Consider the following 21,986-nt stretch of genomic DNA (forward strand, 5'->3'; position numbering starts at 1 on the left):
GCTCCTCGGACGTTTTGTCCAGGGACAATGGTAGCGCGCCGCACGACGCCCGGTCGGGATCAGGCGGGCGACTGCGCGCCGTCGCGCGCGATCGGCTGGGGTCGGCCTTCGAGGTCGATGGCCACGTAGGTCAGACTCGCTTCGGTCACCTTCACATACTCGCCCTGGGCCAGGATGCGCTCGGCGAACACCTCGACCTGCACCGTGACCGACGTGTTGCCCACGCGCGTGATGTGCGAGAAGAAGCTCAGGATGTCGCCCACGCGCACCGGCTGCTTGAAGACGAACTGGTTGACCGCCACGGTGACCATGCGCCCGCGCACGTAGCGCGCCGGCAGCACGGCACCGGCCAGATCGACCTGCGCCATGACCCAGCCGCCGAAGATGTCGCCGTTGGCGTTGCAGTCGGCCGGCATGGGAATGACCTTCATGACCAGTTCCCTGTCCTGGGGCAGGGTGGTTTCGGGGTTCGGGCTTGTTTTGTTTGACATGGTCACAATCTCGGGACAGTAGCCGTCCATTCTCCCGCATGCGCCCCGACAACCGATCCCAAGCCTCCATCGCCCTGCCCGCCACCCCCGGCGCGCCGGTCGGCAAGCCCGCCCAGCGCTCCGACTGGGCCACGCTCAAACGCCTGTTGCCCTACCTGTGGCAATACAAGGTGCGCGTGGTGCTGGCGCTGGCCTTCATGGTGGGCGCCAAGATGGCCAACGTGAGCGTGCCGCTGCTGCTCAAGGAGCTGGTCGACGCCATGAGCATCAAGCCCGGCAGTGTCGAAGCCATGCTGGTGGTGCCGCTGGGGCTGCTGCTGGCCTACGGCGGCCTGCGCCTGTCCACCAGCATCTTCACCGAGCTGCGCGAGCTGGTGTTTGCCAAGGCCACCGAGGGCGCCACCCGCAGCATCGCGCTGCAGGTGTTCGGCCACCTGCACGCGCTGAGCCTGCGTTTTCACCTGGAGCGCCAGACCGGTGGCATGACGCGCGACATCGAGCGCGGCACGCGTGGCGTGCAGTCGCTCATCTCCTACTCGCTCTACAGCATCTTCCCCACGCTGATCGAGGTGGCCATGGTGCTCACGCTGCTGGGCACCAAGTTCGACATGGGTTATGTGTGGATCACGCTGGTGGCGCTGGTGCTCTACGTCAGCTTCACCGTGGTGGTGACGGAGTGGCGCACCAAGTTCCGCCGCGAGATGAACGAGCTGGAGTCCAGCAGCCAGACACGCGCCATCGACTCGCTGCTGAACTACGAGACGGTGAAGTACTTCAACAACGAAGCGTTCGAAGGCCGCCGCTACGACGAGGCGCTGGAGAAACTGCGCCGTGCCCGCATCAAGAGCCAGACCACGCTGTCCCTGCTCAACGCCGGACAACAGGTGGTGATTGCGGTGGCGCTGGTGCTCATGCTCTACCGCGCCACGCAGGGCGTGGTGAGCGGCGAGATGACGCTGGGCGATCTGGTCATGGTCAACGCTTTCATGATCCAGCTCTACATTCCGCTGGGTTTCCTGGGCGTGCTGTACCGCGAGATCAAGCAGAGCCTGACCGATCTGGACAAGATGTTCGTGCTGCTGGAGAAGGAACGCGAGATCGCCGATGAACCCGGCGCCCACCCGCTGACGCTGGACGGCCCGCCAGCGGTGAAGTTCGAGAACGTGCGGTTTTCGTACGAACCGGCGCGCGAGATCCTGCACGGCGTGAGCTTTGAAATTCCGCCCGGCAAGACGGTGGCGGTGGTGGGGCCTTCGGGTTCGGGCAAGAGCACGTTGGCGCGCTTGCTTTTTCGTTTCTATGACGTCACGAATGCAGCTTCGAGTGCTGAGCCCGGGCCCCATGGCGTCGGCCGCATCACCATCAACGATCAGGACATCAAAGGCGTTACCCAGTCCAGCGTGCGCCAGGCCATCGGCATCGTGCCGCAGGACACCGTGCTGTTCAACGACACCATCGAATACAACATCCTTTACGGCCGTCCTGAAGCCGGGCACGACGCGGCAGTGCAGGCCGCGCAAGCCGCGCACATCCACAGCTTCATCGAACGGCTGCCGCTGGGTTACCGCACCATGGTGGGGGAGCGTGGCCTCAAGCTCTCGGGGGGTGAGAAGCAGCGCGTGGCGATTGCCCGCACCTTGCTGAAGAACCCGCCCATCGTGATCTTCGACGAGGCCACCTCAGCGCTGGATTCGGCCAATGAGCGGGCCATTCAAGCGGAGCTGAGGACGGCGGCGCGCAACAAGACCACGCTGGTGATCGCGCACCGGTTGTCCACGGTGGTGGATGCTCACGAGATCCTTGTTCTGGTGAATGGGGAGATTGTGGAGCGCGGGACGCACTCCGAGCTTGTATCGAGGGGTGGGGTTTATTCGGGGATGTGGGCTTTGCAGCAGAGTGGGTCTGACTGAGTTCTTTGTCGGTGTGTTTTTTCTTTCGTGGCTAGCCGGGTCTCGGCCCGGCGGCCGACTTACTTTCTTTTGCTTCGCCAAAAGAAAGTAAGCAAAGAAAAGGCGAGCCGAAGTCCGGGGCCCTGCGGGCTTCCTTGCGCTGCTCAGCCCGGCCACACGGCAACAAGCGGGATCGGGCTTCCCTTCCGGCGGGCGTGTCTTGCTCCCTCTCCCCGCCGTCATTCGCTGGCGAGTAGCGCAGGAGCGCCCGGACAAGGGGCGCACATGTCCTAAGGCTGCGAAGCAGACAAGTTTGTGCGCACCCCGGGCGATCCGAGCAACGCAGCGTGCCCGAAGGGACAGCGAATCCGGCTCGCCATTCTTTTGCTTACTTTTCTTTGGCGAAGCAAAGAAAAGTGAGTCGGCCGCCGGGCCGAGACCCGGCCTGCCACGACAACAAGCCCATCACTTCATAGCAACAAAATCAGAAGTGAATCCCCCGCATCATCTGCTGCATCGCCACAGCCTCAGCCGACAACTGCGACTTCGCCCCCTTGTCCCCCTTCGCTGCCGATGAATCCGGGAACATCCGGAAGCTCGTGTTCATCACGATCTGCGCCACCCGCGGCACCATCGCATGCATCATCTGGCCCGTCACGCCCAGGCGCGTGGCGATGCGCACCGGCTTGAAGATGCAGGCCTGCGCAATCATGTCGGCGGCTTCTTCGGGCGCCAGCGTCGGCACGTTCTTGTAGATCTGGGTCGGCGCGATCATGGGCGTGCGCACCAGCGGCATGTTGATGGTGGTGAAGCTGATGCCCTGGTCGGCGAACTCGCTGGAGGCGCAGCGTGTCCACGCGTCCAGCGCGGCCTTGCTCGCCACGTAGGCGCTGAAGCGCGGTGCGTTGGTGAGCACGCCGATGGAACTGATGTTGACCACATGCCCCTTGCGCTTGGCCACCATGCCGGGCAGCAGGCCCATGGTCACGCGCAGGCAGCCGAAGTAGTTGAGCTGCATGGTGCGCTCGAAATCGTGGAAGCGGTCGTAGCTGCCTTCAATCGCGCGGCGAATCGAGCGGCCCGCGTTGTTGATCAGGAAATCGACGCCACCGTGGTTGGCGAGCAGCAGTTGCACGAAGCGGTCGGCGTCGGCCATGTCGGCGATGTCGGCCGGGTAGGCGATGAACTCATAGCCCTTGTCTTTCGCCTCCTTGCAGGCTTCATCGAGCTTGTCCTGGTCCCGTCCGCAGATCAGCGTGATGGCACCGGCCTCGGCGAACTTGTGCGCCGCAGCCAGGCCGATGCCCGAGCTGCCGCCGGTGACCAGCACCACCTTGCCCGCGACCGTGCCTTTCAGACTGCGGTCGATGTGCAGGTCCGGGTCGAGGTGGCGCTCCCAGTAGTCCCACAGGCGCCAGGCGTAGTCCTTGAAGTTGGGGCAGGCAATGCCACTGCCCTTGAGCGCAGCCAGCGTCTCGCGGCAGTCGAAGCGCGTGGGGTAGTTGACGAAGGTCATCATGTCCTCGGGCAGGCCGAGGTCCTGCATGATGGCCTTGTAGACGCGGCGCACCGGCGCCAGCGCCATCAGGCCCTTCTTCACGCTCTTGGGAATGAAGCCCATCAGCGCGGCGTTGATGAACAGGTTCATCTTCGGTGCGTGCGCGGCCTTGCTGAGGATGTCGAGCACGTCTCCGACGCGGTAGCCCATCGGGTCCACGAGGTGGAAGCAGGCCCCGCTGCTGCGCTTCTGGTGGCTGATGTGGTCGAGCGCGTCGACGACGAAATCGACCGGAACGATGTTGATGCGCCCGCCTTCCAGACCCACGCTGGGCATCCACGGCGGCAGGATCTGGCGCAGGCGCTGGATCAGCTTGAAGAAGTAGTAGGGCCCGTCGATCTTGTCCATCTCGCCGGTCTGGCTGTCGCCCACCACGGCCGCGGGGCGGTACACGCTCCACGGCACCTTGCACTCTTCGCGCACGATCTTCTCGCTCTCGTGCTTGGTCATGAAGTAGGGGTGGTCCAGGCCTTCGGCCTCGTCGAACATGTCTTCGCGAAACACGCCTTCGTACAGACCCGCTGCCGCGATGGACGACACGTGGTGGAAGTGGCCGGCGCCGATGGCCTTGGCAAACTCCACCGTGTTGCGCGTGCCGTCCACGTTGACGGCGATCTGGCTTTCGGCATCGGCTTCGAGGTCGTACACCGCGGCAAGGTGGTAGAAGTGATCGATCTGGCCCTTGAGCGATTTGGTCTCGTCTGCCGAGACCCCCAGCTTCTTGCTGGTGAGGTCTCCAAACACCGGCACGGCGCGCGCCGCACCCACACCCCAGGTCTCCCGCAGTCCCGCCACCTTGCCCTCGCTTTCCTTGCGGATGAGGAAGTGCACCACCGCGCCCTTGCGCTGGAGCAGCTTGCCCACCAGGCGCTTGCCGATGAAGCCGGTGGCACCGGTGACGAAGTAGTGCATGAAGGTCTCCTGATACAGATGGTGTTGTGAGCGGGGTGAAACGCCTTCCATTCTTGTCCACGAAGCGGCACAGCCCATTCCGCAAAAACCCGTGTACGCCGCGCCGGCATTAGTCTTGCGCCCCTACACAGGGCATGCGGCCTGCCCGTACAGTGGTCGTACCCGGGCCACCAGCCTGCCCACCCATTTCAACCAACAGGAGCACCCCATGGTCAAGAAGATCCAGAAAAACGGCAGCGACAAGAAGGCCACCGCGCAGGCCTTCAACTCCCCGCTGTCCGGCGCCATCAAGGACTCGGCCCAGCAGATCTGGCTGGCAGGCCTCGGTGCCTTTTCCAAGGCACAGGAAGAAGGCGGCAAGGCCTTCGAGTCCCTGGTGAAAGAAGGCCTGTCGATCCAGCGCAAGACCCAGGCTGTGGCCGAAGAGCGCATCTCGGAAGCGACCAACAAGGTCAGCAACATGGCCACCGACATCTCCTCCAAGGCCTCCGGCCAGTGGGACAAGCTCGAGTCCATCTTCGAAGAGCGCGTGGCCAAGGCCCTGAACAAACTGGGTGTGCCTTCAGCGCGCGATGTCGATGCGCTGATCAAGCGCATCGATGCACTCAACCAGCATGTGCAGCAACTCGCCGGCAAGGCCCCCGCCAAGACCGAAGCCCGCAAGGCCGCGCCTGCAAAGAAGCCCGCTGCCAAGCCCGCGGCCAAGAAAGTTGCAGCCAGGCCCGCTGCCCGCAAGACCGCTCGCAAGGCGGCCACCGCCTGAGCACCGTGAGGCCTGAGGGCATCACTCGAAACAGGGGCGATCGCGCCCCTTTTTTGCGCCTGTTCCCCATGCTGCAACGCAGCAAGTTCGGCCACACCCGCGGTCTACACTCGAACGCATGACGACTCCGCGCGCAGCCCGATCCGTGCTCTCCCCAGGGCCAGCGAAAAACCGCTCGCTCAGGTCGCAACGCCCTCGCATGGCCCTGGCCCTGGCCGGTGGTGGGCCGCTCGGCGCGATCTACGAAATCGGTGCGCTGTGCGCGCTGGCCGACAGCCTCGATGGCCTGGACCTCAACCACTGTGATCACTACGTGGGAGTCTCGGCCGGCGGCTTCATCGCCGCGGGCCTGGCCAATGGCATCAGCCCGCGCGAGCTGTGCGAAGCTTTCATCGAAGACGGCAAGGGCAATGGCAGCGACAACTTTGATCCCGCCTGGCTGCTCAAGCCCGCCTGGGCCGAATTCGGTAGCCGGCTGCAACGCCTGCCCGGTCTGTTGGGCAGTGCCCTGTGGGCGTGGGGCGTGCAGGGCCGGGCGTTCACCAACGCGTTCGAGCGGCTCGGTGCGGCGCTGCCCACCGGCATGCTGGACAACGCAGGCATCCACCACCAGATCGAACGGCTGTTCAGCCAGCCCGGGCGCACCAACGACTTCCGCCAGCTGCGCGCCCGCCTCACGCTGGTGGCCACGCAGCTCGACACCGGCGAAGCGGCACCCTTTGGCCAACCGGGCTGGGACCACGTGCCCATCTCGCGCGCCATCCAGGCCAGCGCCGCCTTGCCCGGGCTGTTTCCGCCGGTGGAGATCGACGGAGAGCACTATGTGGACGGTGCGCTGAAGAAGACCCTGCACGCAACCGTGGCGCTCGACGACGGCGCGGAGCTGCTGCTGTGCCTGAATCCCCTGGTGCCGTTCAGGGCCCACGCCGTGGGCGAGCACACCGATCACATTCCTTCGCTGGTCGAAGGCGGCTTCCCCGCGGTGATGAGTCAGACCTTTCGCTCCATGATCCATTCGCGGCTCGAACTGGGCATGAAGAACTATGAGCGCCTCTACCCGGGCAGCGACATCGTGCTCATCGAGCCCGACCAGCGTGACGCCAAGCTCTTCACGGCCAACACCTTCAGCTACCGCCAGCGCCGCGAACTGGCCGAGCACGCCTACCAGCAAACGCGCAAGATGCTGCGCGAGCGACAGGCCGAACTGGCGCCCAAGCTGGCACGCCACGGCGTGACGCTGAACATGGCTTCGCTTCGCAACCCCGACCTCCGCCTGGTGAACGAACCCTCGGTGTCGGCGCAAACCACCCTGGGCCGGCAACTGCACGCCACGCTGGACGATCTGCAGCGCCAGCTCGGCACGACGGCTCCGGGCCGCTGAGCGCCATGGCCAAGAAAGCCCCGCGCCGCACCGCCGAGCGCATCCTCGAGGTCACGCTCGAACTCTTCAACCGGTTCGGCGAACCCAACGTCTCCACCACGCTGATCTCGGCCGAGCTGGGCATCAGCCCGGGCAACCTGTATTACCACTACCCGGCCAAGGACGAGCTGATCAACTCGCTGTTCGAGCGCTATGAAAAAGCCCTGGGTGAATTGCTGGGCGCCAGCGAAGGCGTGCGCAATGTGGAAGACGCCTGGTTCTTTCTGCACTCGCTGTTCGAGACCATCTGGGCGTACCGTTTTCTCTACCGCGACCTCAACGACCTGCTGTCGAAGAACCGCATGCTGGAGACACATTTCCAGACCGTGTTGAAAGACAAGACGCGCGCCATCCGCAACCTGCTCGCGGCCCTCAGCCGCCACAGCGCGGTGACGATGGACGCGCGCGAAATGGAGCCCACCGCCGACAGCATGGTGGTGGTGCTCACTTACTGGCTGAGCTTCGAGTACGTGCGCGACCCGCGTCACGCGCTGGAGCCGGACAACGCGCAGCAAGCCTTGATGCGCGGCGCCTACCATGTGCTCAACCTGCTGGCGCCCTACCTTGAGAGCTCGCAGCGGCAGCACCTGATCCATCTCACCGCGGCTTACAGCCCCGGCGCCTGACGCACGAGGAGACAACGATGGACACATGGACCTCTTTCCCCTGGACCGTGACACCGCGCTTCGACAGCACCCACCTGCAGCACCAGTGGAGCCGTCTGCACACGGGTGATGCAGAAGCCTGGCCCGAGCGCACCGATGTGCTGGAGGCCTGGGTTCAGTTTCACAACGGTGAGTTCCAGCGTGCTGCCTTAAGCGGCATCGCACTGGGCGATGCTGGCCTGAATGTGGCCAACAAGGCCACCTGCATCTACGCCAACTACCTCGAACCGCGCGAACAAGCTCGTCAGCAGCTGTTGCTGGAGGTTGCGGCGCGCGCCGAAGCCCTGCAAAAGCGAGAGCCGAACAACGCCGGTGCCTGGTACTGGCAGGCCTATGCGCTGGCCCGCTACAGCCAGTGCATCAGCGTGGCCAAGGCGCTCACACAAGGCCTGGGCCGGAAGATCCGCCATGCGCTGGAGACCACGATCGCGTTGGCGCCACGCCATGCCGATGCCCATCTCGCCCTGGCGGGTTACCACGCGGAAGTGATCGACAAGGTGGGCGCGTTGGTGGGCGGCATGACGCACGGCGCCAGCAAGGAGGCAGGCCTGGCGCTTTACCAGAAGGCGCTCGCCCTCAACCCCGACTCGGCCATCACCTTGTCGGAGTACGCCAACGGCTTGCTCATGCTGGAGAATCACAAGCGGCGGGAAGAGGCCCGCCATTTGCAGGATCGCGCTGCGGCGGTGCAACCGCTCGACGCCATGGAGCGGTTGTATGTTGCCTCCGTGCGGTTGGTGCTTGAAGGTTAGGAACACGCGGGACAATCCCCCGGCCACGCCATAATCGCGCCCCATGGAAACCAAGTGGCTCGAAGATTTTGTCAGTTTGGCTGAGACCCGCAGCTTCAGCCGCTCGGCCCAGTTGCGCCACGTGACGCAGCCCGCGTTCTCGCGTCGCATCCAGTCGTTGGAAGCCTGGGCGGGCACGGATCTGGTCGATCGGTCTTCGTACCCCACACGCCTCACGCCGGCCGGACAAACCTTGTACGACCAGGCGCTGGAAATGCTGCAGGCGATGCAAAGCACGCGCGCCATGCTCAGGGCTCATACGGCGGCGGCGCAGGACGTGATCGAGTTCGCCGTGCCGCACACGCTGGCGTTCACGTTTTTCCCCTCGTGGCTCTCCAGCCTGCGCGAGACCTGCGGCCCGATCAAGAGCCGACTCATCGCCCTCAACGTGCACGACGCGGTGCTGCGACTGGTCGAGGGCAGCTGCGACCTGCTGATTGCGTACCACCACGAGGCGCAGCCGATCCAGCTCGATGCCAACCGCTACGAGATGCTGCCCCTGGGTCGCGAGCTGCTGGCGCCCTATGTGAAACCCACCGCCACCGGTGCGCCCACCTATTCGCTGCCCGGTCTGGTTGGCCAGCCGCAGCCCTACCTGGCCTATGCCCCTGGCGCCTACCTGGGCCGGGCAGTGGACCAGATGCTCAAACAAAGCAGCGTGCCCGTGCATCTGGACCGCATCTACGAGACCGACATGGCCGAAGGTCTCAAAGCCATGGCCCTGGAAGGCCACGGCATCGCTTTCCTGCCTGCCAGCGCTGTCCGAAACGAAGTGGCCGCCCGCAAGCTGGTATCGGCCGGCGGTGGATTGGAGACGGCCCTGGACATCCGGATCTACCGCGAGCGGCCATTGGCACGCAAGGCCAAAGGCCCGGTCGAAAAATTCTGGAACGACCTGCGCCAACGCTTGGACATCGCCTGAGACTTTCGTTTGTTGATGATCGCTAGCGCGGATCGTCGGCCGAAACCATTGGGGTAAATTCGGACATGAACGGATTGCATGATCGGCGCTGGAATCAGCATTGGCGTTTGGCCGGAGCGCTCGTTACATTCACGGGCTTCGCTCCACACCGGGTGGGCATTCCTGGGTGGAACGGAGTTTGCGTGCGTAGCATCATGGAGACCATGCGCGCACGCGAAAGTCGGCGCGCAGCACGGTGAAGATCGTTGGGTTTATCGTTTTATTCACAAGCAAGGAGATAGTTATGAAGAAGCACCTGCTCGCATGGGCCGTGACTGCATTGGCCGCCAGCAGCGCCTTGGCCCAGACCGGCGATACGCTGGCCAAGATCAAGGCGTCCGGCAGCGTGTCCCTGGGCGTGCGCGAGTCGTCAGGCCTGGGTTACACCCTCGGGAACGGCAAATACGTCGGCTTCCACACCGAAATGGGCGAAATCGTCCTCGCCGACATCCAGAAGCAACTCGGTTTGCCCAAGCTGAACATCACGTACCAGCCCGTGACCTCGCAGAACCGCATCCCCCTGGTGCAGAACGGCACGGTTGATCTGGAGTGCGGCTCCACCACCAACAACGCCACGCGCCAGAAGGATGTGTCTTTCGCCGTGACCACCTACGTGGAAGAAGTCCGCATGGCCGTCAAGGCGAGTTCCGGCATCAACGCGATCAAGGACCTCAACGGCAAGTCCGTGGCCACCACCACCGGCACCACCTCGGTGCAGACCCTGCGCAAGAACGAGCGCGCCGGCGGCATCGACTTCAAGGAGGTCTATGGCAAGGACCACGCCGACAGCTTCCTGCTGCTCGAGTCCGGCCGTGCCGACGCCTTCGTGATGGACGGCTCCATCCTGGCCGCCAACATCTCCAAGTCCAAGAACCCTGCCGATTTCAAGATCGTGGGTGAGGTACTGTCGGTCGAGCCGATCGCCTGCATGCTGCGCAAGGACGACCCGGCTTTCAAGAAGGCCGTGGACGACAGCATCAAACGCCAGATCGCCGACGGCTCGCTTGCCAAGCTGTATGACAAGTGGTTCATGCAGCCGATCCCGCCAGCGAACGTGAAGATCGGCCTGCCGATCTCCGATGCAACCAAGGCCGCCTGGGCTGCTCCGAACGACAAGCCGATGGAAGACTACGTCAAGAAGTAAGCGCGCAAGCTTCTGGCACGCCCCTTCAAGTGGACCATTTGAAGGGGCGTTTTCGTGGTCGCCTGCGGTCGTCGTGGCGCCACGTGGACGAGACAAAGAAAGGGCTCCTATGAGCTGGGATTGGCAGGTGTTCTGCGAGGACACCATTGAACGGCAGCCGGTGCAAGGCTGTTTTGGCAAGGGGGGCGACATCACCTACCTCGACTGGATGCTGTCGGCCTGGGGCTGGACCGTGTCCGTGGCGCTGCTGGCGCTGCTGCTGGCGCTGGTGATCGGGGTGGTGATCGGCACGCTGCGCACGCTGCCCGACCGACCCATCGTGGTGCGTCTGGGCAACGCCTGGGTGGAGCTCTTCCGCAACATTCCCCTGCTGGTGCAGATTTTCCTCTGGTACCACGTGCTGCCCTCGATGTTCCCGGTCTTGCAGGGCTTTCCTGGCTTCCTGCTCGTGGTGTTCGCCCTGGGCTTCTTCACCTCGGCGCGCATCGCCGAGCAGGTGCGCTCGGGCATCCAGGCCCTGCCGCGCGGCCAGCGCTACGCGGGCATGGCGATGGGTTTCACCACCTTCCAGTACTACCGCTATGTGCTGCTGCCCATGGCGTTTCGCATCATCATCCCGCCGCTGACCAGCGAGACCATGAACATCTTCAAGAACTCCTCGGTGGCGTTCGCGGTGTCGGTGTCCGAACTCACCATGTTCGCCATGCAGGCGCAGGAAGAGACCTCGCGCGGCGTCGAGGTGTACCTGGCGGTGACCGGCCTGTACATCATCTCGGCCTTCGCGATCAACCGCGTCATGGCCGTCATCGAAAAGCGCGCGCGCATTCCGGGCTTCGTGGTGGCCGGTGGAACAGGCGGGCATTGACATGAACCTCAACCTCGACTTTTCCTTCTACAACTGGGACCTGATCAGCAACTTCGTGCTGAAGGGCCTGTACTTCAGTCTGATGCTGACCATCGTGTCCACCATCGGCGGCATCATCTTCGGCACCGTGCTCGCGCTCATGCGCCTGTCGGGCAAGAAGTGGCTTGACACGCCGGCCACGATCTACGTCAACGGCATGCGCAGCATTCCGCTGGTGATGGTGATCCTGTGGTTCTTCCTGCTGGTACCGCTGTTGATCGGCCGGCCCATCGGCGCCGAAGTGTCGGCGGTGATCACCTTCATTGCCTTCGAGGCCGCGTATTTCAGCGAGATCATGCGCGCGGGCATCCAGTCCATCCCGCGTGGCCAGGTGCACGCGGGGCAGGCGCTGGGCATGAGCTACGGGCAGAACATGAAGCTGGTGGTGCTGCCACAGGCCTTTCGCAACATGCTGCCGGTGCTGCTCACGCAGACCATCATCCTGTTCCAGGACACCTCGCTCGTGTACGCCATCGGTGCCTACGACATGCTCAAGGGCTTCGAGGTCGCGGGCAAGAACTTCGGTCGCCCGATCGAGGCCTACCTGGCCGCCGCCGTGGTCTATTTCGTCATGTGTTACGCGCTGTCGTGGGCCGTCAAACAGCTGCACAAGAAGATCGCCATCATCCGTTGATGCGCCCGTTAACCAGGAATTGCAATGATTGAACTCAAGAACGTCTCCAAGTGGTACGGCAGCGTCCAGGTGCTGACCGATTGCTCCACCAACATCCAGAAAGGCGAAGTCGTCGTGGTCTGCGGCCCGTCGGGCTCGGGCAAGTCGACCCTCATCAAGACCATCAATGCGCTCGAGCCTTTCCAGAAGGGCGAGATCACGGTCGATGGCGTGCCGGTGCACGACCCCAGGACCGACCTGCCCAAGCTGCGCAGCCGCGTGGGCATGGTGTTCCAGCACTTCGAGCTGTTTCCCCACCTGTCGGTGACCGAGAACCTCACGATTGCCCAGATCAAGGTGCTGGGTCGCAACCCGGACGAGGCCAGGAAGCGTGGCCTCAAGATGCTCGACCGCGTGGGCCTGTCGCTGCACAAGGACAAGTTCCCGGGCCAGCTCTCGGGCGGCCAGCAGCAGCGCGTGGCGATCGCGCGCGCGCTGTCGATGGACCCGATCGTGATGCTGTTCGACGAACCCACCTCGGCGCTCGACCCCGAGATGGTCGGTGAGGTGCTCGACGTGATGGTCGGTCTGGCCAACGAAGGCATGACCATGATGTGCGTGACACACGAAATGGGTTTTGCGCGCAAGGTCAGCAACCGCGTGATCTTCATGGACGTGGGCGGCAAGATCCTGGAAGACTGTTCCAAGGACGATTTCTTCGGCAAGCCGGAAGATCGCCAACCACGCACCAAGGACTTCCTCAACAAGATCCTGGCGCACTGAATCGCCTGCGATCCTCTCAAAATACAGCGAGGGGGTTAGATACGCTGTGGCAGGACGCGCCTAAGCTCGATGCAGTCGCGGAAACAAGGAGACCACCACATCTTCTCGTCCCGACAAGGCGTTGATCGACTTGGGGGCATCTCATGGCACATGTGTATTCATTGGCGCGGTATGTTCTTGCCTCGGTCATCGGCCTGACGGGTCCGGCCCAGGCGCAGTCAGGTCCGGTGCTGGACCAGCTCCGCGCTCAGGGAAAAATGGTGTTGGCCCATCGGGAGTCGGCGGTGCCGTTCTCCTACGTGGACGACCAGATGAGGCCTGTGGGCTATGCACTGGACATCTGCCGCCGGCTGGCCGTCGCGGTTCAGCAGAAGCTCGGCCTGAGCGCGTTGGCGGTGGAGTATGTGCAGGTCACGCCGGCCAATCGCATCGACATGGTGGCGCAGGGCAAGGTCCACATGGAATGCGGCTCCACCACCAACAACGCCGCCCGCCGCGACAAGGTGGCGTTCACCATTCCGCACTTCATCACCGGCGCGCGCTTGCTGGTCAAATCGGGCAGCCCGGTGGACCGGGTGGACCATCCCGCCCTCAAGACCGTGGTGTCCACCCGCAACACCACGCCGCTGGCCGCCTTGCGCCGAATGGATCTGGAGCGTTTCCTCAAGTTGCGGATCCTGGAAGCCGAGGACCACCAACAGGCAGTGACCATGGTCGAGAGCGGTGAAGCCGACGCCTTTGCCATGGACGACGTGCTGCTCTTCGGCCTGGCCGCGGGCCGCCCCGATCCCAAGGCGCTCAAGGTGGTGGGCCGCTTCTTCACCACCGAGGCCCTGGCCATCATGTTGTCCAAGGACGACCCCGCTTTCAAGAAGATCATTGACGATGAAATGCGCCGCCTCATTTACAGCGGCGAGATCCAGGCCATCTACGCCACCTGGTTCGAAAAACCGATTCCGCCCCAGGGCGTGCCGCTGAACCTGCCCATCAGCTACCTGTTGCGCGATTTCTGGAAGTACCCCACCGACAAGGTGCCCTGAGGGGCACGGGTGGGGTTTGCGACAATCGGGGCATGAACGCCGCGACCCCAACGACCACCGACACCCTCACGATCACCCGGCCGGACGACTGGCACCTGCACGTGCGCGATGGTGATGCGTTGCGTACCGTGGTGCCGCACACGGCAGCCCAGTTCGCTCGCGCCATCATCATGCCCAACCTCAAGCCGCCGGTGACCACCGCGGCGCAGGCCGTGGCCTACCGCGATCGCATCCGCGCCGCCGTGCCCGAGGGCGTCAGTTTCGAGCCCCTGATGACGCTCTACCTCACCGACAACCTGCCCGCCGACGAGATTGCGCGCGCGAAAGATGCCGGTGTGGTGGCCCTCAAGCTCTACCCGGCCGGTGCCACCACCAACAGCGACGCCGGCGTGACCGACATCCGCAAGACCCACCAGACGCTGGAGGCCATGCAGCGCGCCGGGCTGCTGCTGCTGGTGCACGGCGAGGTCACCTCGCCCGACATTGACCTGTTCGACCGCGAAGCCGTGTTCATCGACCAGCAGATGATCCCGCTGCGGCGCGACTTCCCCGAGCTGAAAGTGGTGTTCGAGCACATCACCACCAAGGAAGCAGCTCAGTACGTGACCGAGGCCAGCCCGTTCACCGCCGCCACGCTCACGGCGCACCACCTGCTCTACAACCGCAACGCCATCTTCACCGGCGGCGTGCGCCCGCACTACTATTGCCTGCCGGTGCTCAAGCGCGAAACGCACCGCCAGGCCCTGCTGGCCGCAGCCACCAGCGGCAGCGACCGCTTCTTCCTCGGCACCGACAGCGCGCCACACCCGGCGCACCTGAAGGAGCACGCCATGGGCTGCGCCGGCTGCTACACCGCGCACGCCGCGATCGAGATGTACGCCGAGGCCTTCGACTCGGTCGGGGCGCTTGACAAGCTCGAAGCTTTCGCCAGCTTCAACGGCCCGGCTTTCTACGGCCTGCCACGCAACAGGGGCACTGTGACGCTGGTGCGAGAGAGCTGGACCACGCCCGAGAGCTTCCGCTTCGGCGAGGCCGATCTCAAGCCGCTGCGCGGCGGCGAGGCACTGCCCTGGCGCCTGCAGGCCTGAACGCCTTGGGCTTGTCTCCCGACTGGAACGCGCCCTGGTTTGCGCCCGTGGCGGCCCAGGGGCGGGTGGTGTCCCAGGCCCTCACGCATGGCGAGGCTTTGCCGCCAGCGCTGCACGTTGGGGGCCACTGTCCGGTCCGTTTCGTGCCGCAAGCGGATTTGTCTGCCGGCATGGCCTACGAGCAGTTCATCTTCGACACCGGCTGCGTGCCCACACGCGAGAACCTGCACGATTTTTTCAACGGCCTGTGCTGGTTGCGCTTTCCACTGACCAAGCAGCGCCTCAACCAGCTGCAGGCGGCTGAAATCGCGCGGGCTGGCGTGCGCGAGGTGCGCGGACCGGTTCGCGATGCGCTCACGTTGTTCGACGAAAATGCGGCGCTGCTGCAAGCCCCCGAGCCACTGTGGGACGCCTTGACGGCACGCGATTGGCACCGCCTGTTTGTCACGCTGCGCCCGCTCTGGGCGCAGGCGCGGCTGGTGCTGTTCGGCCATGCGCTGCTCGAAAAACTGGTCGCACCCTACAAATCCATCACCGCCCATGTGTTGCGGGTGCCTGTGCCCGTGGCCTTGGGTGAGGACCTCGCAGCCTGGGACGCCTGGCTGGCCCGGGGCCTGAGCGGGCCGGTGCTGGCGGCCAAGCCATTCACGCCTTTGCCCGTGCTGGGCGTGCCGGGTTGGTGGCCTGCCAACGAGGATCCCACTTACTATGCCGACGCCGACGTGTTCCGCCCCCGGCGTCCCGACGCTCCATTGGACCACCCATGACCTTGCCGACATCACCCTCCTGGTCCCACCTGGACCTGGCACAGGACGCCGACCGCGCCGAGCTCGCGGCGCATTTCCGCGCCAGCGGCGTGCGCGACGTCGAGTGCCTGTTTGCCGACGTCACCGGTTACCCGCGCGGCAAGCTCATGCCTGCGGGCAGCTTTGCGGCGGGCGGCGAGCTGCGCATCTGCCAGGCCATCCCCATGCAGTGCGTGACGGGGGAGTACTCCTACGACCCGATCTTTCCCGACAGCGACCCCGACGTGCGACTGGTGCCCGACCTGGCCACGCTCAAGCTCGCACCCTGGGCCAGCGTGCCGCGCTACCTGGCGGTGCACGACTGCGTGGAACTCGACGGCAGCCTGTGTGAATTCGCCCCGCGCTCGGTGCTCAAGAACGTGGTCGCGCGTTACCAGGCCATGGGCCTGACGCCCGTGGTGGCACCCGAGATCGAGTTCTACCTGACCGCCGCCATGACCGACCCGGCTCAGCCACTCACCGCGCCGCTGGGGCGCGGTGGCCGGCCCGAGGTGGGGCAGTCGGCCTTCAGCCTGAACGCGCTCAACGAGCTGGCACCGTTCTGGGATGCGTTCCACGCCGCCATCGACGCCCTGGGCATCCGGGCCGACACCTGGCTGCACGAGGTCGGCCCCTGCCAGTACGAGATCAACCTGCTGCACGGCGACCCGGTGGCGGTGGCCGACCAGGCTTTCCTGTTCAAGACGGCGGCACGCGAAATCGCCCTGCAGCATGGGTTGAACGCGGTCTTCATGGCCAAGCCCATCGCCGGCGAGGCCGGCAGTTCCATGCACCTCCACCAGAGCGTGGTGGATGCCGAGGGCCGCAATATCTTCAGCCAGGCCGATGGCTCCGCGAGCGACGCATTCCTGCACTACATCGGCGGCTTGCAGGCCTACACGCCGGACCTCACGCTCATCTATGCGCCCACGGTCAATTCGTACCGCCGTTATGTCAGTGGCAGTCAGGCGCCCACGAACGTGGCGTGGGGCTACGACAACCGCACCGCCGGCCTGCGCGTTCCCGTGAGCCCGGCTGCGGCTCGCCGGGTCGAGAACCGGCTGGCCGGCGCCGACGCCAACCCTTATCTGGCCATGGCCGCCACGCTGGCCGCCGGCCTGGCCGGGCTGCAGACGCGTTGTCTGCCGGGCGATCCGGTGCAAGGCAATGGCTACGACCTGCCGCGTGGTCTGCCGCGAACTTTTTCAACCGCCCACGAACAAATGGCCCAGAGTGAACACGCGCCGCGCCTGCTCGGTGAGCGATTCGTGCGGGCTTATCTCGCGGTCAAGGCGATGGAGCACGATAGCTTCCTGAACGAGATCAGCGCCTGGGAACGGCGGTTTCTGCTGCCCCAGGTCTGACCCTCGGGGACCACCTGAAGCGGGCGTGGCTTGAAGAACCGCGCAACCAGCCCCACTTATCATCCCGTTGTCTTTGACACTACCCGGAGTCCCCATGAAACGCATCCTGCTGTTCGTCCTGACCAACTTCGCCGTGATGGCGGTGCTGTTGATCACCACCCGCATCCTGGGCGTGGACCGCTTCCTCACCGCCAACGGCCTGAACATGACGGCGCTGGCCGGGTTCTCGCTCGTCATCGGCTTTGGTGGCGCCATCATCTCGTTGCTGATCAGCAAGCCCATGGCCAAGTTCAGCACCGGCGTGCGCGTGATCAACCAGCCGCAGACGGCCGACGAAGCCTGGATCGTGGAGACCGTGCGCCGCTTCGCCGACAAGGCCGGCATCGGCATGCCCGAGGTGGGCATCTTCGAGGGCGCGCCCAACGCCTTCGCCACCGGTGCGTTCAAGAACTCCGCGCTCGTGGCGGTGTCCACCGGCCTGCTGCAGAACATGACGAAGGAAGAAGTCGAGGCCGTGATCGGCCACGAGGTGGCCCACGTGGCCAACGGCGACATGGTCACCATGACGTTGATCCAGGGCGTGATGAACACCTTCGTGGTGTTCCTCAGCCGCGTGATCGGCTATGCCGTGGACAGCTTCCTTCGCAGGGGCGACAGCAACAGCAGCGGCCCCGGCATCGGCTACATGATCACCACCATCGTGATGGACATCGTGCTGGGTTTCCTGGCCGCCATCATCGTGGCCTGGTTCAGCCGTCAGCGCGAGTTCCGTGCCGACGCCGGTGCCGCTGGCCTCATGGGCCGCAAGCAACCCATGATCAACGCGTTGGCTCGCCTGGGTGGCCTCACACCCGGCGAGCTGCCCAAGACCATGCAGGCACTCGGCATCGCTGGCGGCCTGGGCAAACTGTTCTCGACACACCCGCCGATCGAAGAGCGCATCGCCGCGCTGCAGAACCAAAGCTGACCCCCCCGCAGCTTTGGTTGCCCCCCGCGTCGCCTGCGGCGCCACCCCCCTGGGAGGGGGGCGACACCTGAGGCCCGGCAAAGCCGGTTCCTCGGTGTCTCTGGCAAGGGGCACGCTCTCCGGAAACGCAAAAGCGACCCTCGGGTCGCTTTTTTTTGTGTGCCTGGATCAGCGGTTGCGGTCCCAGCGGTCATGGTCACGACGCCCATCTCGGTAGCGTCGGTCGTCGTGGCGGTGGCCCGATCGGTAGCCGTTGATGTAGATCACGCCCGGTGATACCTGGTAGCGCGGGTAGTACTGTGTACCGATGGTGATGCGGGTGTTGTTCGGGTAGTACTCTGTTCGGGGCTGGTACACCGGTGCGCTGTTGTAGATGGGCGGTGGCAGGACGTCCACCGGTGACACGTTCAGGCGGATGTAGCGGCCCGGGTCCTGCGGGGTCTGCACGTTGTACTGGCGCCCGGCGTATTCATAGACCACGTTGTAGGCCACGGTGCGGTTTTCGTAAAACGTCTGCGTGCCGCACTGGCGGTAGGTCTCGGTGTAGGGCTGGCCCGGGCCTTCGATGCGGTCGCCCAGGATCGCGCCGCCGACCAGGCCGATCACGGTGGCCGCAGCACGGCCTCCGCCATTGCCGATCGCATTGCCCGCTGCCCCGCCGGCGATGCCGCCGAGCAGGGCGCCAGCGCCCGATTTCTGACCTTGGTAGGTCACGCGCTCGTCGCTGCACACCTCGCGCGGCACGGCGACCTGCTGCACCACCGGCGTGCTGCTGATCACGCGGCCTTGTTCTTCCTGTGCGTGCGCCACACCGCTGCCGGCCAGGGCGAGCAGGCCGGCAGCGAAGGGAATGAGGGCTGGGGTTTTCATGGGGAACTCCTGATGGGGGTAGCTTGAAGTCTGCTCTTTTGCTGTCAAGCCCTGGTGCACCGTGTGTAAAGAATCGTCACAACGCCGGAATTTTTGCAGCGCCTGGCGATGGGGTGCGGTCCTGGAGCAGATCCCGCACCAATGCTTCGGCCACCTTCAGGCCGTCGACCCCCGCCGAGAGGATGCCGCCCGCATAGCCGGCGCCTTCACCGGCCGGGTACAGCCCGCGTGTGTTCAGGCTCTGCAAGTCGTCACCACGCGTGATGCGCAGCGGTGCAGACGTGCGGGTCTCCACGCCGGTCAGCACGGCGTCGGCCATGTCGTAGCCGGCGATCTTGCGACCGAACACCGGCAGCGCCTCCTTCATGGCCTCGATGGCGTAGGCGGGCAGGGCCGGCGCCAGATCGCCCAGTTTCACGCCGGGCTGGTACGAGGGCACCACCTCGCCCAGTTCGCTGGACGGACGCTGCGCCAGAAAATCGCCCACCAGTTGCCCAGGGGCTTCGTAGGTGCCGCCACCGAGCTGGTAAGCGCGCGCTTCGAGTTCGCGCTGCAGCACGATGCCGGCCAACGGATGGTTCTGGCCCGTGGTGGCGAGTTGCGCGGCCTGTGCGGCGTAGCGCTGGCCGTCCGATGCGCCGAAGGCGGCAGTCCACAGCGGCGCATCGCGCGGGAAGGTCTGTGGAAAATCGGCCGGCTCGATGCCCACCACCAGTCCAGCATTGGCGTTGCGCTCATTGCGCGAGTACTGGCTCATGCCGTTGGTGACCACGCGCCCCGGCTCCGACGTGGCCGCCACCACCATGCCGCCCGGGCACATGCAGAAACTGTAGACCGCGCGGCCGTTCCTGGCGTGGTGCACCAGCTTGTAGTCGGCCGCGCCCAGCAGTGGGTGGCCCGTGTGACGGCCCCAGCGCGCGCGGTCGATCACGCTCTGCGGGTGCTCGATGCGAAAACCCACCGAAAACGGCTTGACCTCCATGAAGACGCCCGCGTCCCACAGTTGCGCGAAGGTGTCACGCGAACTGTGGCCCAGCGCGAACACCACGCGCTGCACCGACATGTCGATGGTGTCTCCGATGTCCAGTCGCCTCACTTTCAACGATGCGATGCGTTGCTCGCCCCCCTCGCGAGAGAGGCTGACGCCACACACCTGGCGCTGAAAGCGGATCTCGCCGCCGAGCGCGATGATCTTCTCGCGCATGGCTTCCACCACCCGCACCAGCTTGAAGGTGCCGATGTGCGGGTGCGCGGTGTAGAGGATTTCGGCCGGTGCGCCTGCATCGACAAACTCCCGCATGACCTTGCGGCCGAGAAAGCGCGGGTCCTTGATCTGGCTGTAGAGCTTGCCGTCGGAGAACAGGCCCGCGCCCCCTTCGCCGTACTGCACGTTGCTCTCGGGGTTGAGCACATGTTTGCGCCACAACCCCCAGGTGTCCTTGGTGCGTTCGCGCACCGGCTTGCCGCGCTCCAGCACGATGGGCTTGAACCCCATTTGCGCCAGGGCCAGCGCGGTGAACAGGCCGCAGGGGCCCAGGCCGACCACCACCGGGCGCTCGCTCTCGTCGGCGGGCCAGCCGGCCGGGGCATGGCCGGGCGGGTGCCAGGCCATGTCGGGCGTGGGCTGCACATGGGACTTGCCCGCGTGCGCGGCGAGCAGAGCGGCTTCCTGCGCCGGATCGACCAGCGTCACATCCACGATGTAGACCGCGAGCAAGTCGACCTTGCGCGCGTCGAAGCTGCGTTTGAAGACGTGGAGGTGCGCAATGTCCGAGGCGGGCACGGCAAGCGCGGCCGCGGCCAGCCGGGTCAGTGCCTCCACCGGGTGTGGAGGCGGTTCGCGGTCGAGGTCGGTTTCGGTGGGCGCGTCGGCAGCGCGGCGGTGCTCGGTCGGTACCGCGGCCAGAGGCAGCTTGAGTTCGGAGAGTCGGATCATGGCGGAGGGTGGCTTGTGGCGATCAAGCAATCCAGGGCAAAGCCGCCATTGTCCGACACCTTCAGGGCACGACCAAGGTCAGCTTGGGGAAGTAGCGCCGGTAGCGCACGGCATCGCGGGTGAGCAATTGCAGTTGGTTCACCCAGGCGTGCGCGCCGATGTAGAAGTCGGGCAAGGGCGAGGTCCTGGCGCCGCTGTGCTGCCGGTAGAGCTTGAAGGCCTGGCCGGCAAGAAAGGCCGCGTCCCATGGGAGTGCCTGGCGTTGCAGGGGCAGCTCGGCCAGCGTGGCCTCCAGATCGGCCGCAGTTTCAAAACGTGGACTCAGCTCGGCCAGGATCAGTGGATTGATGATCAGCGGTCCCTGCTGCGCACAGCGCTCCAGCTGTGTGATCGACCACTCGGCCCACTGGGGGTCGTCGGCCAGCACGTCGATCAACACACAGCTGTCGACCAGGGTGCTGACCATCGGCGCCGGTTGCAGGTAGCGCGCATCGGGCTCCCGTGCGCTGGTGCCTGTGGGCTGTCGGCGCGTGCTCATCAGCCGCGCAGGTATTTCATGAACTCGTCTGTGCCCATGCCCTTGAAGGCACCGGCATTGGCGCTGCCGCGCGCGCGCTCAAAGGCGCGGCGGGTGGGCGACACTGCGCCGGCCGCAGCGCGCAACAGCACGTCGCCATTGGGCAGCACCTCGAAGCTGACCTCGCTGTGCGGGTACAGCCGCGCCTGCTCGCGCACCGCCTGGGGAATGGTGACCTGGCCTTTGCTGGTGATTCTCACGATTCTTACTCCTTTGATGTAAGAGTCTTACTTTGAGCGAAAGTCTTGTCAAGAGGTGGTCGATTGGTTCAGGCGGGATAATGCGTGGGTGAAGCGCGCCAGGCCGTCGCTGGCACTGCCTCGCAAGAGGACCCGAAAGGGGGTGCTGGAGGAACGTCCGGACTGCACAGGACAGCGTAGGAGGTAACACCTCTCCACCGACAAGCCGCAAGGCCCTAAGGTGAGGATCAGAGCAACAGAGACGAGCCGCTTCAGTGCGGGTGAA

The 21,986-nt window shown here is 65.0% G+C and carries 21 protein-coding genes; 15 read left to right on the forward strand and 6 right to left on the reverse strand.

What is annotated here, in order from left to right:
- Positions 1-59 precede the first annotated feature (59 nt).
- On the reverse strand, positions 60-491 hold the full coding sequence (locus tag V6M63_RS11490; RefSeq protein ID WP_332741874.1) for an acyl-CoA thioesterase: 432 nt from the start codon (positions 489-491) through the stop codon (positions 60-62).
- A gap of 38 nt (positions 492-529) precedes the next feature.
- Here V6M63_RS11490 and V6M63_RS11495 point away from each other — a divergent pair, with 38 nt between their 5' ends.
- Positions 530-2,401, forward strand: coding sequence for an ABCB family ABC transporter ATP-binding protein/permease (locus V6M63_RS11495; RefSeq protein WP_332741875.1), 1,872 nt, complete (start codon positions 530-532; stop codon positions 2,399-2,401).
- Positions 2,402-2,864: 463 nt separating this feature from the next.
- Here the strand turns inward: V6M63_RS11495 and V6M63_RS11500 are convergent, their stop codons facing one another.
- On the reverse strand, positions 2,865-4,850 hold the full coding sequence (locus V6M63_RS11500; protein ID WP_332741877.1) for an SDR family oxidoreductase: 1,986 nt from the start codon (positions 4,848-4,850) through the stop codon (positions 2,865-2,867).
- A gap of 208 nt (positions 4,851-5,058) precedes the next feature.
- Between V6M63_RS11500 and V6M63_RS11505 the strand changes: the two genes are divergently transcribed.
- The 14 genes from V6M63_RS11505 to htpX all read left to right on the forward strand — a co-directional run bounded on the left by V6M63_RS11505 (position 5,059) and on the right by htpX (position 18,138).
- A complete protein-coding gene (locus tag V6M63_RS11505; protein ID WP_332741879.1) occupies positions 5,059-5,613 on the forward strand; it encodes a phasin family protein in 555 nt (184 codons plus the stop codon).
- Between the two features lie 199 nt (positions 5,614-5,812).
- Positions 5,813-6,994, forward strand: a complete 1,182-nt coding sequence (locus tag V6M63_RS11510) for a patatin-like phospholipase family protein (protein WP_332741880.1) — start codon at positions 5,813-5,815, stop codon at positions 6,992-6,994.
- 5 nt (positions 6,995-6,999) lie between these two features.
- Positions 7,000-7,659 (forward strand): TetR/AcrR family transcriptional regulator, encoded by a 660-nt coding sequence (locus tag V6M63_RS11515; protein ID WP_332741882.1) that lies wholly within the window; start codon positions 7,000-7,002, stop codon positions 7,657-7,659.
- A 17-nt stretch (positions 7,660-7,676) separates the two neighbouring features.
- The gene (locus V6M63_RS11520; RefSeq protein ID WP_332741884.1) at positions 7,677-8,450 is read left to right on the forward strand and encodes a hypothetical protein; all 774 of its coding nucleotides are present in this window, start codon (positions 7,677-7,679) and stop codon (positions 8,448-8,450) included.
- A gap of 43 nt (positions 8,451-8,493) precedes the next feature.
- Entirely contained in the window at positions 8,494-9,411 is a 918-nt protein-coding gene (locus V6M63_RS11525; protein WP_332741886.1) for a LysR substrate-binding domain-containing protein, read from the forward strand.
- Positions 9,412-9,694: 283 nt separating this feature from the next.
- Positions 9,695-10,594, forward strand: coding sequence for an amino acid ABC transporter substrate-binding protein (locus V6M63_RS11530; RefSeq protein ID WP_332741888.1), 900 nt, complete (start codon positions 9,695-9,697; stop codon positions 10,592-10,594).
- Positions 10,595-10,703: 109 nt separating this feature from the next.
- Positions 10,704-11,459 (forward strand): amino acid ABC transporter permease, encoded by a 756-nt coding sequence (locus V6M63_RS11535; protein WP_332741889.1) that lies wholly within the window; start codon positions 10,704-10,706, stop codon positions 11,457-11,459.
- A 1-nt stretch (position 11,460) separates the two neighbouring features.
- Positions 11,461-12,132, forward strand: a complete 672-nt coding sequence (locus tag V6M63_RS11540) for an amino acid ABC transporter permease (RefSeq protein ID WP_332741890.1) — start codon at positions 11,461-11,463, stop codon at positions 12,130-12,132.
- A 24-nt stretch (positions 12,133-12,156) separates the two neighbouring features.
- Positions 12,157-12,894: an amino acid ABC transporter ATP-binding protein gene (locus V6M63_RS11545; RefSeq protein WP_332741892.1), complete on the forward strand. Its 738-nt coding sequence runs from the start codon at positions 12,157-12,159 to the stop codon at positions 12,892-12,894.
- Between the two features lie 143 nt (positions 12,895-13,037).
- Positions 13,038-13,934, forward strand: a complete 897-nt coding sequence (locus V6M63_RS11550; RefSeq protein WP_442909578.1) for an amino acid ABC transporter substrate-binding protein — start codon at positions 13,038-13,040, stop codon at positions 13,932-13,934.
- A 32-nt stretch (positions 13,935-13,966) separates the two neighbouring features.
- Entirely contained in the window at positions 13,967-15,022 is a 1,056-nt protein-coding gene (pyrC, locus tag V6M63_RS11555; protein WP_332741894.1) for a dihydroorotase, read from the forward strand.
- A gap of 11 nt (positions 15,023-15,033) precedes the next feature.
- Entirely contained in the window at positions 15,034-15,789 is a 756-nt protein-coding gene (locus tag V6M63_RS11560) for a DUF3025 domain-containing protein (protein ID WP_442909579.1), read from the forward strand.
- Positions 15,786-17,171: a glutamine synthetase family protein gene (locus V6M63_RS11565; protein ID WP_332741897.1), complete on the forward strand. Its 1,386-nt coding sequence runs from the start codon at positions 15,786-15,788 to the stop codon at positions 17,169-17,171. Before V6M63_RS11560 ends, V6M63_RS11565 begins: the two co-directional genes overlap by 4 nt.
- Before the next feature lie 94 nt (positions 17,172-17,265).
- Entirely contained in the window at positions 17,266-18,138 is an 873-nt protein-coding gene (htpX, locus tag V6M63_RS11570) for a protease HtpX (RefSeq protein ID WP_332741899.1), read from the forward strand.
- Positions 18,139-18,306: 168 nt separating this feature from the next.
- On the opposite strand, the gene V6M63_RS11575 is transcribed toward htpX, so the two are convergent.
- The 4 genes from V6M63_RS11575 to V6M63_RS11590 form a co-directional block, all read right to left on the reverse strand.
- Positions 18,307-19,008: a glycine zipper 2TM domain-containing protein gene (locus V6M63_RS11575; protein ID WP_332741901.1), complete on the reverse strand. Its 702-nt coding sequence runs from the start codon at positions 19,006-19,008 to the stop codon at positions 18,307-18,309.
- A 76-nt stretch (positions 19,009-19,084) separates the two neighbouring features.
- On the reverse strand, positions 19,085-20,944 hold the full coding sequence (locus V6M63_RS11580) for an NAD(P)/FAD-dependent oxidoreductase (protein WP_332741903.1): 1,860 nt from the start codon (positions 20,942-20,944) through the stop codon (positions 19,085-19,087).
- Between the two features lie 61 nt (positions 20,945-21,005).
- The gene (locus tag V6M63_RS11585) at positions 21,006-21,482 is read right to left on the reverse strand and encodes a type II toxin-antitoxin system VapC family toxin (RefSeq protein ID WP_332741904.1); all 477 of its coding nucleotides are present in this window, start codon (positions 21,480-21,482) and stop codon (positions 21,006-21,008) included.
- On the reverse strand, positions 21,482-21,721 hold the full coding sequence (locus V6M63_RS11590; RefSeq protein WP_332741905.1) for an AbrB/MazE/SpoVT family DNA-binding domain-containing protein: 240 nt from the start codon (positions 21,719-21,721) through the stop codon (positions 21,482-21,484). The genes V6M63_RS11585 and V6M63_RS11590 overlap by 1 nt, the downstream gene beginning before the upstream one ends.
- Positions 21,722-21,986: the final 265 nt, after the last annotated feature.

The organism is Hydrogenophaga sp. (genome assembly GCF_036675665.1).
In the GTDB taxonomy this organism is placed as follows: domain Bacteria; phylum Pseudomonadota; class Gammaproteobacteria; order Burkholderiales; family Burkholderiaceae_C; genus Hydrogenophaga.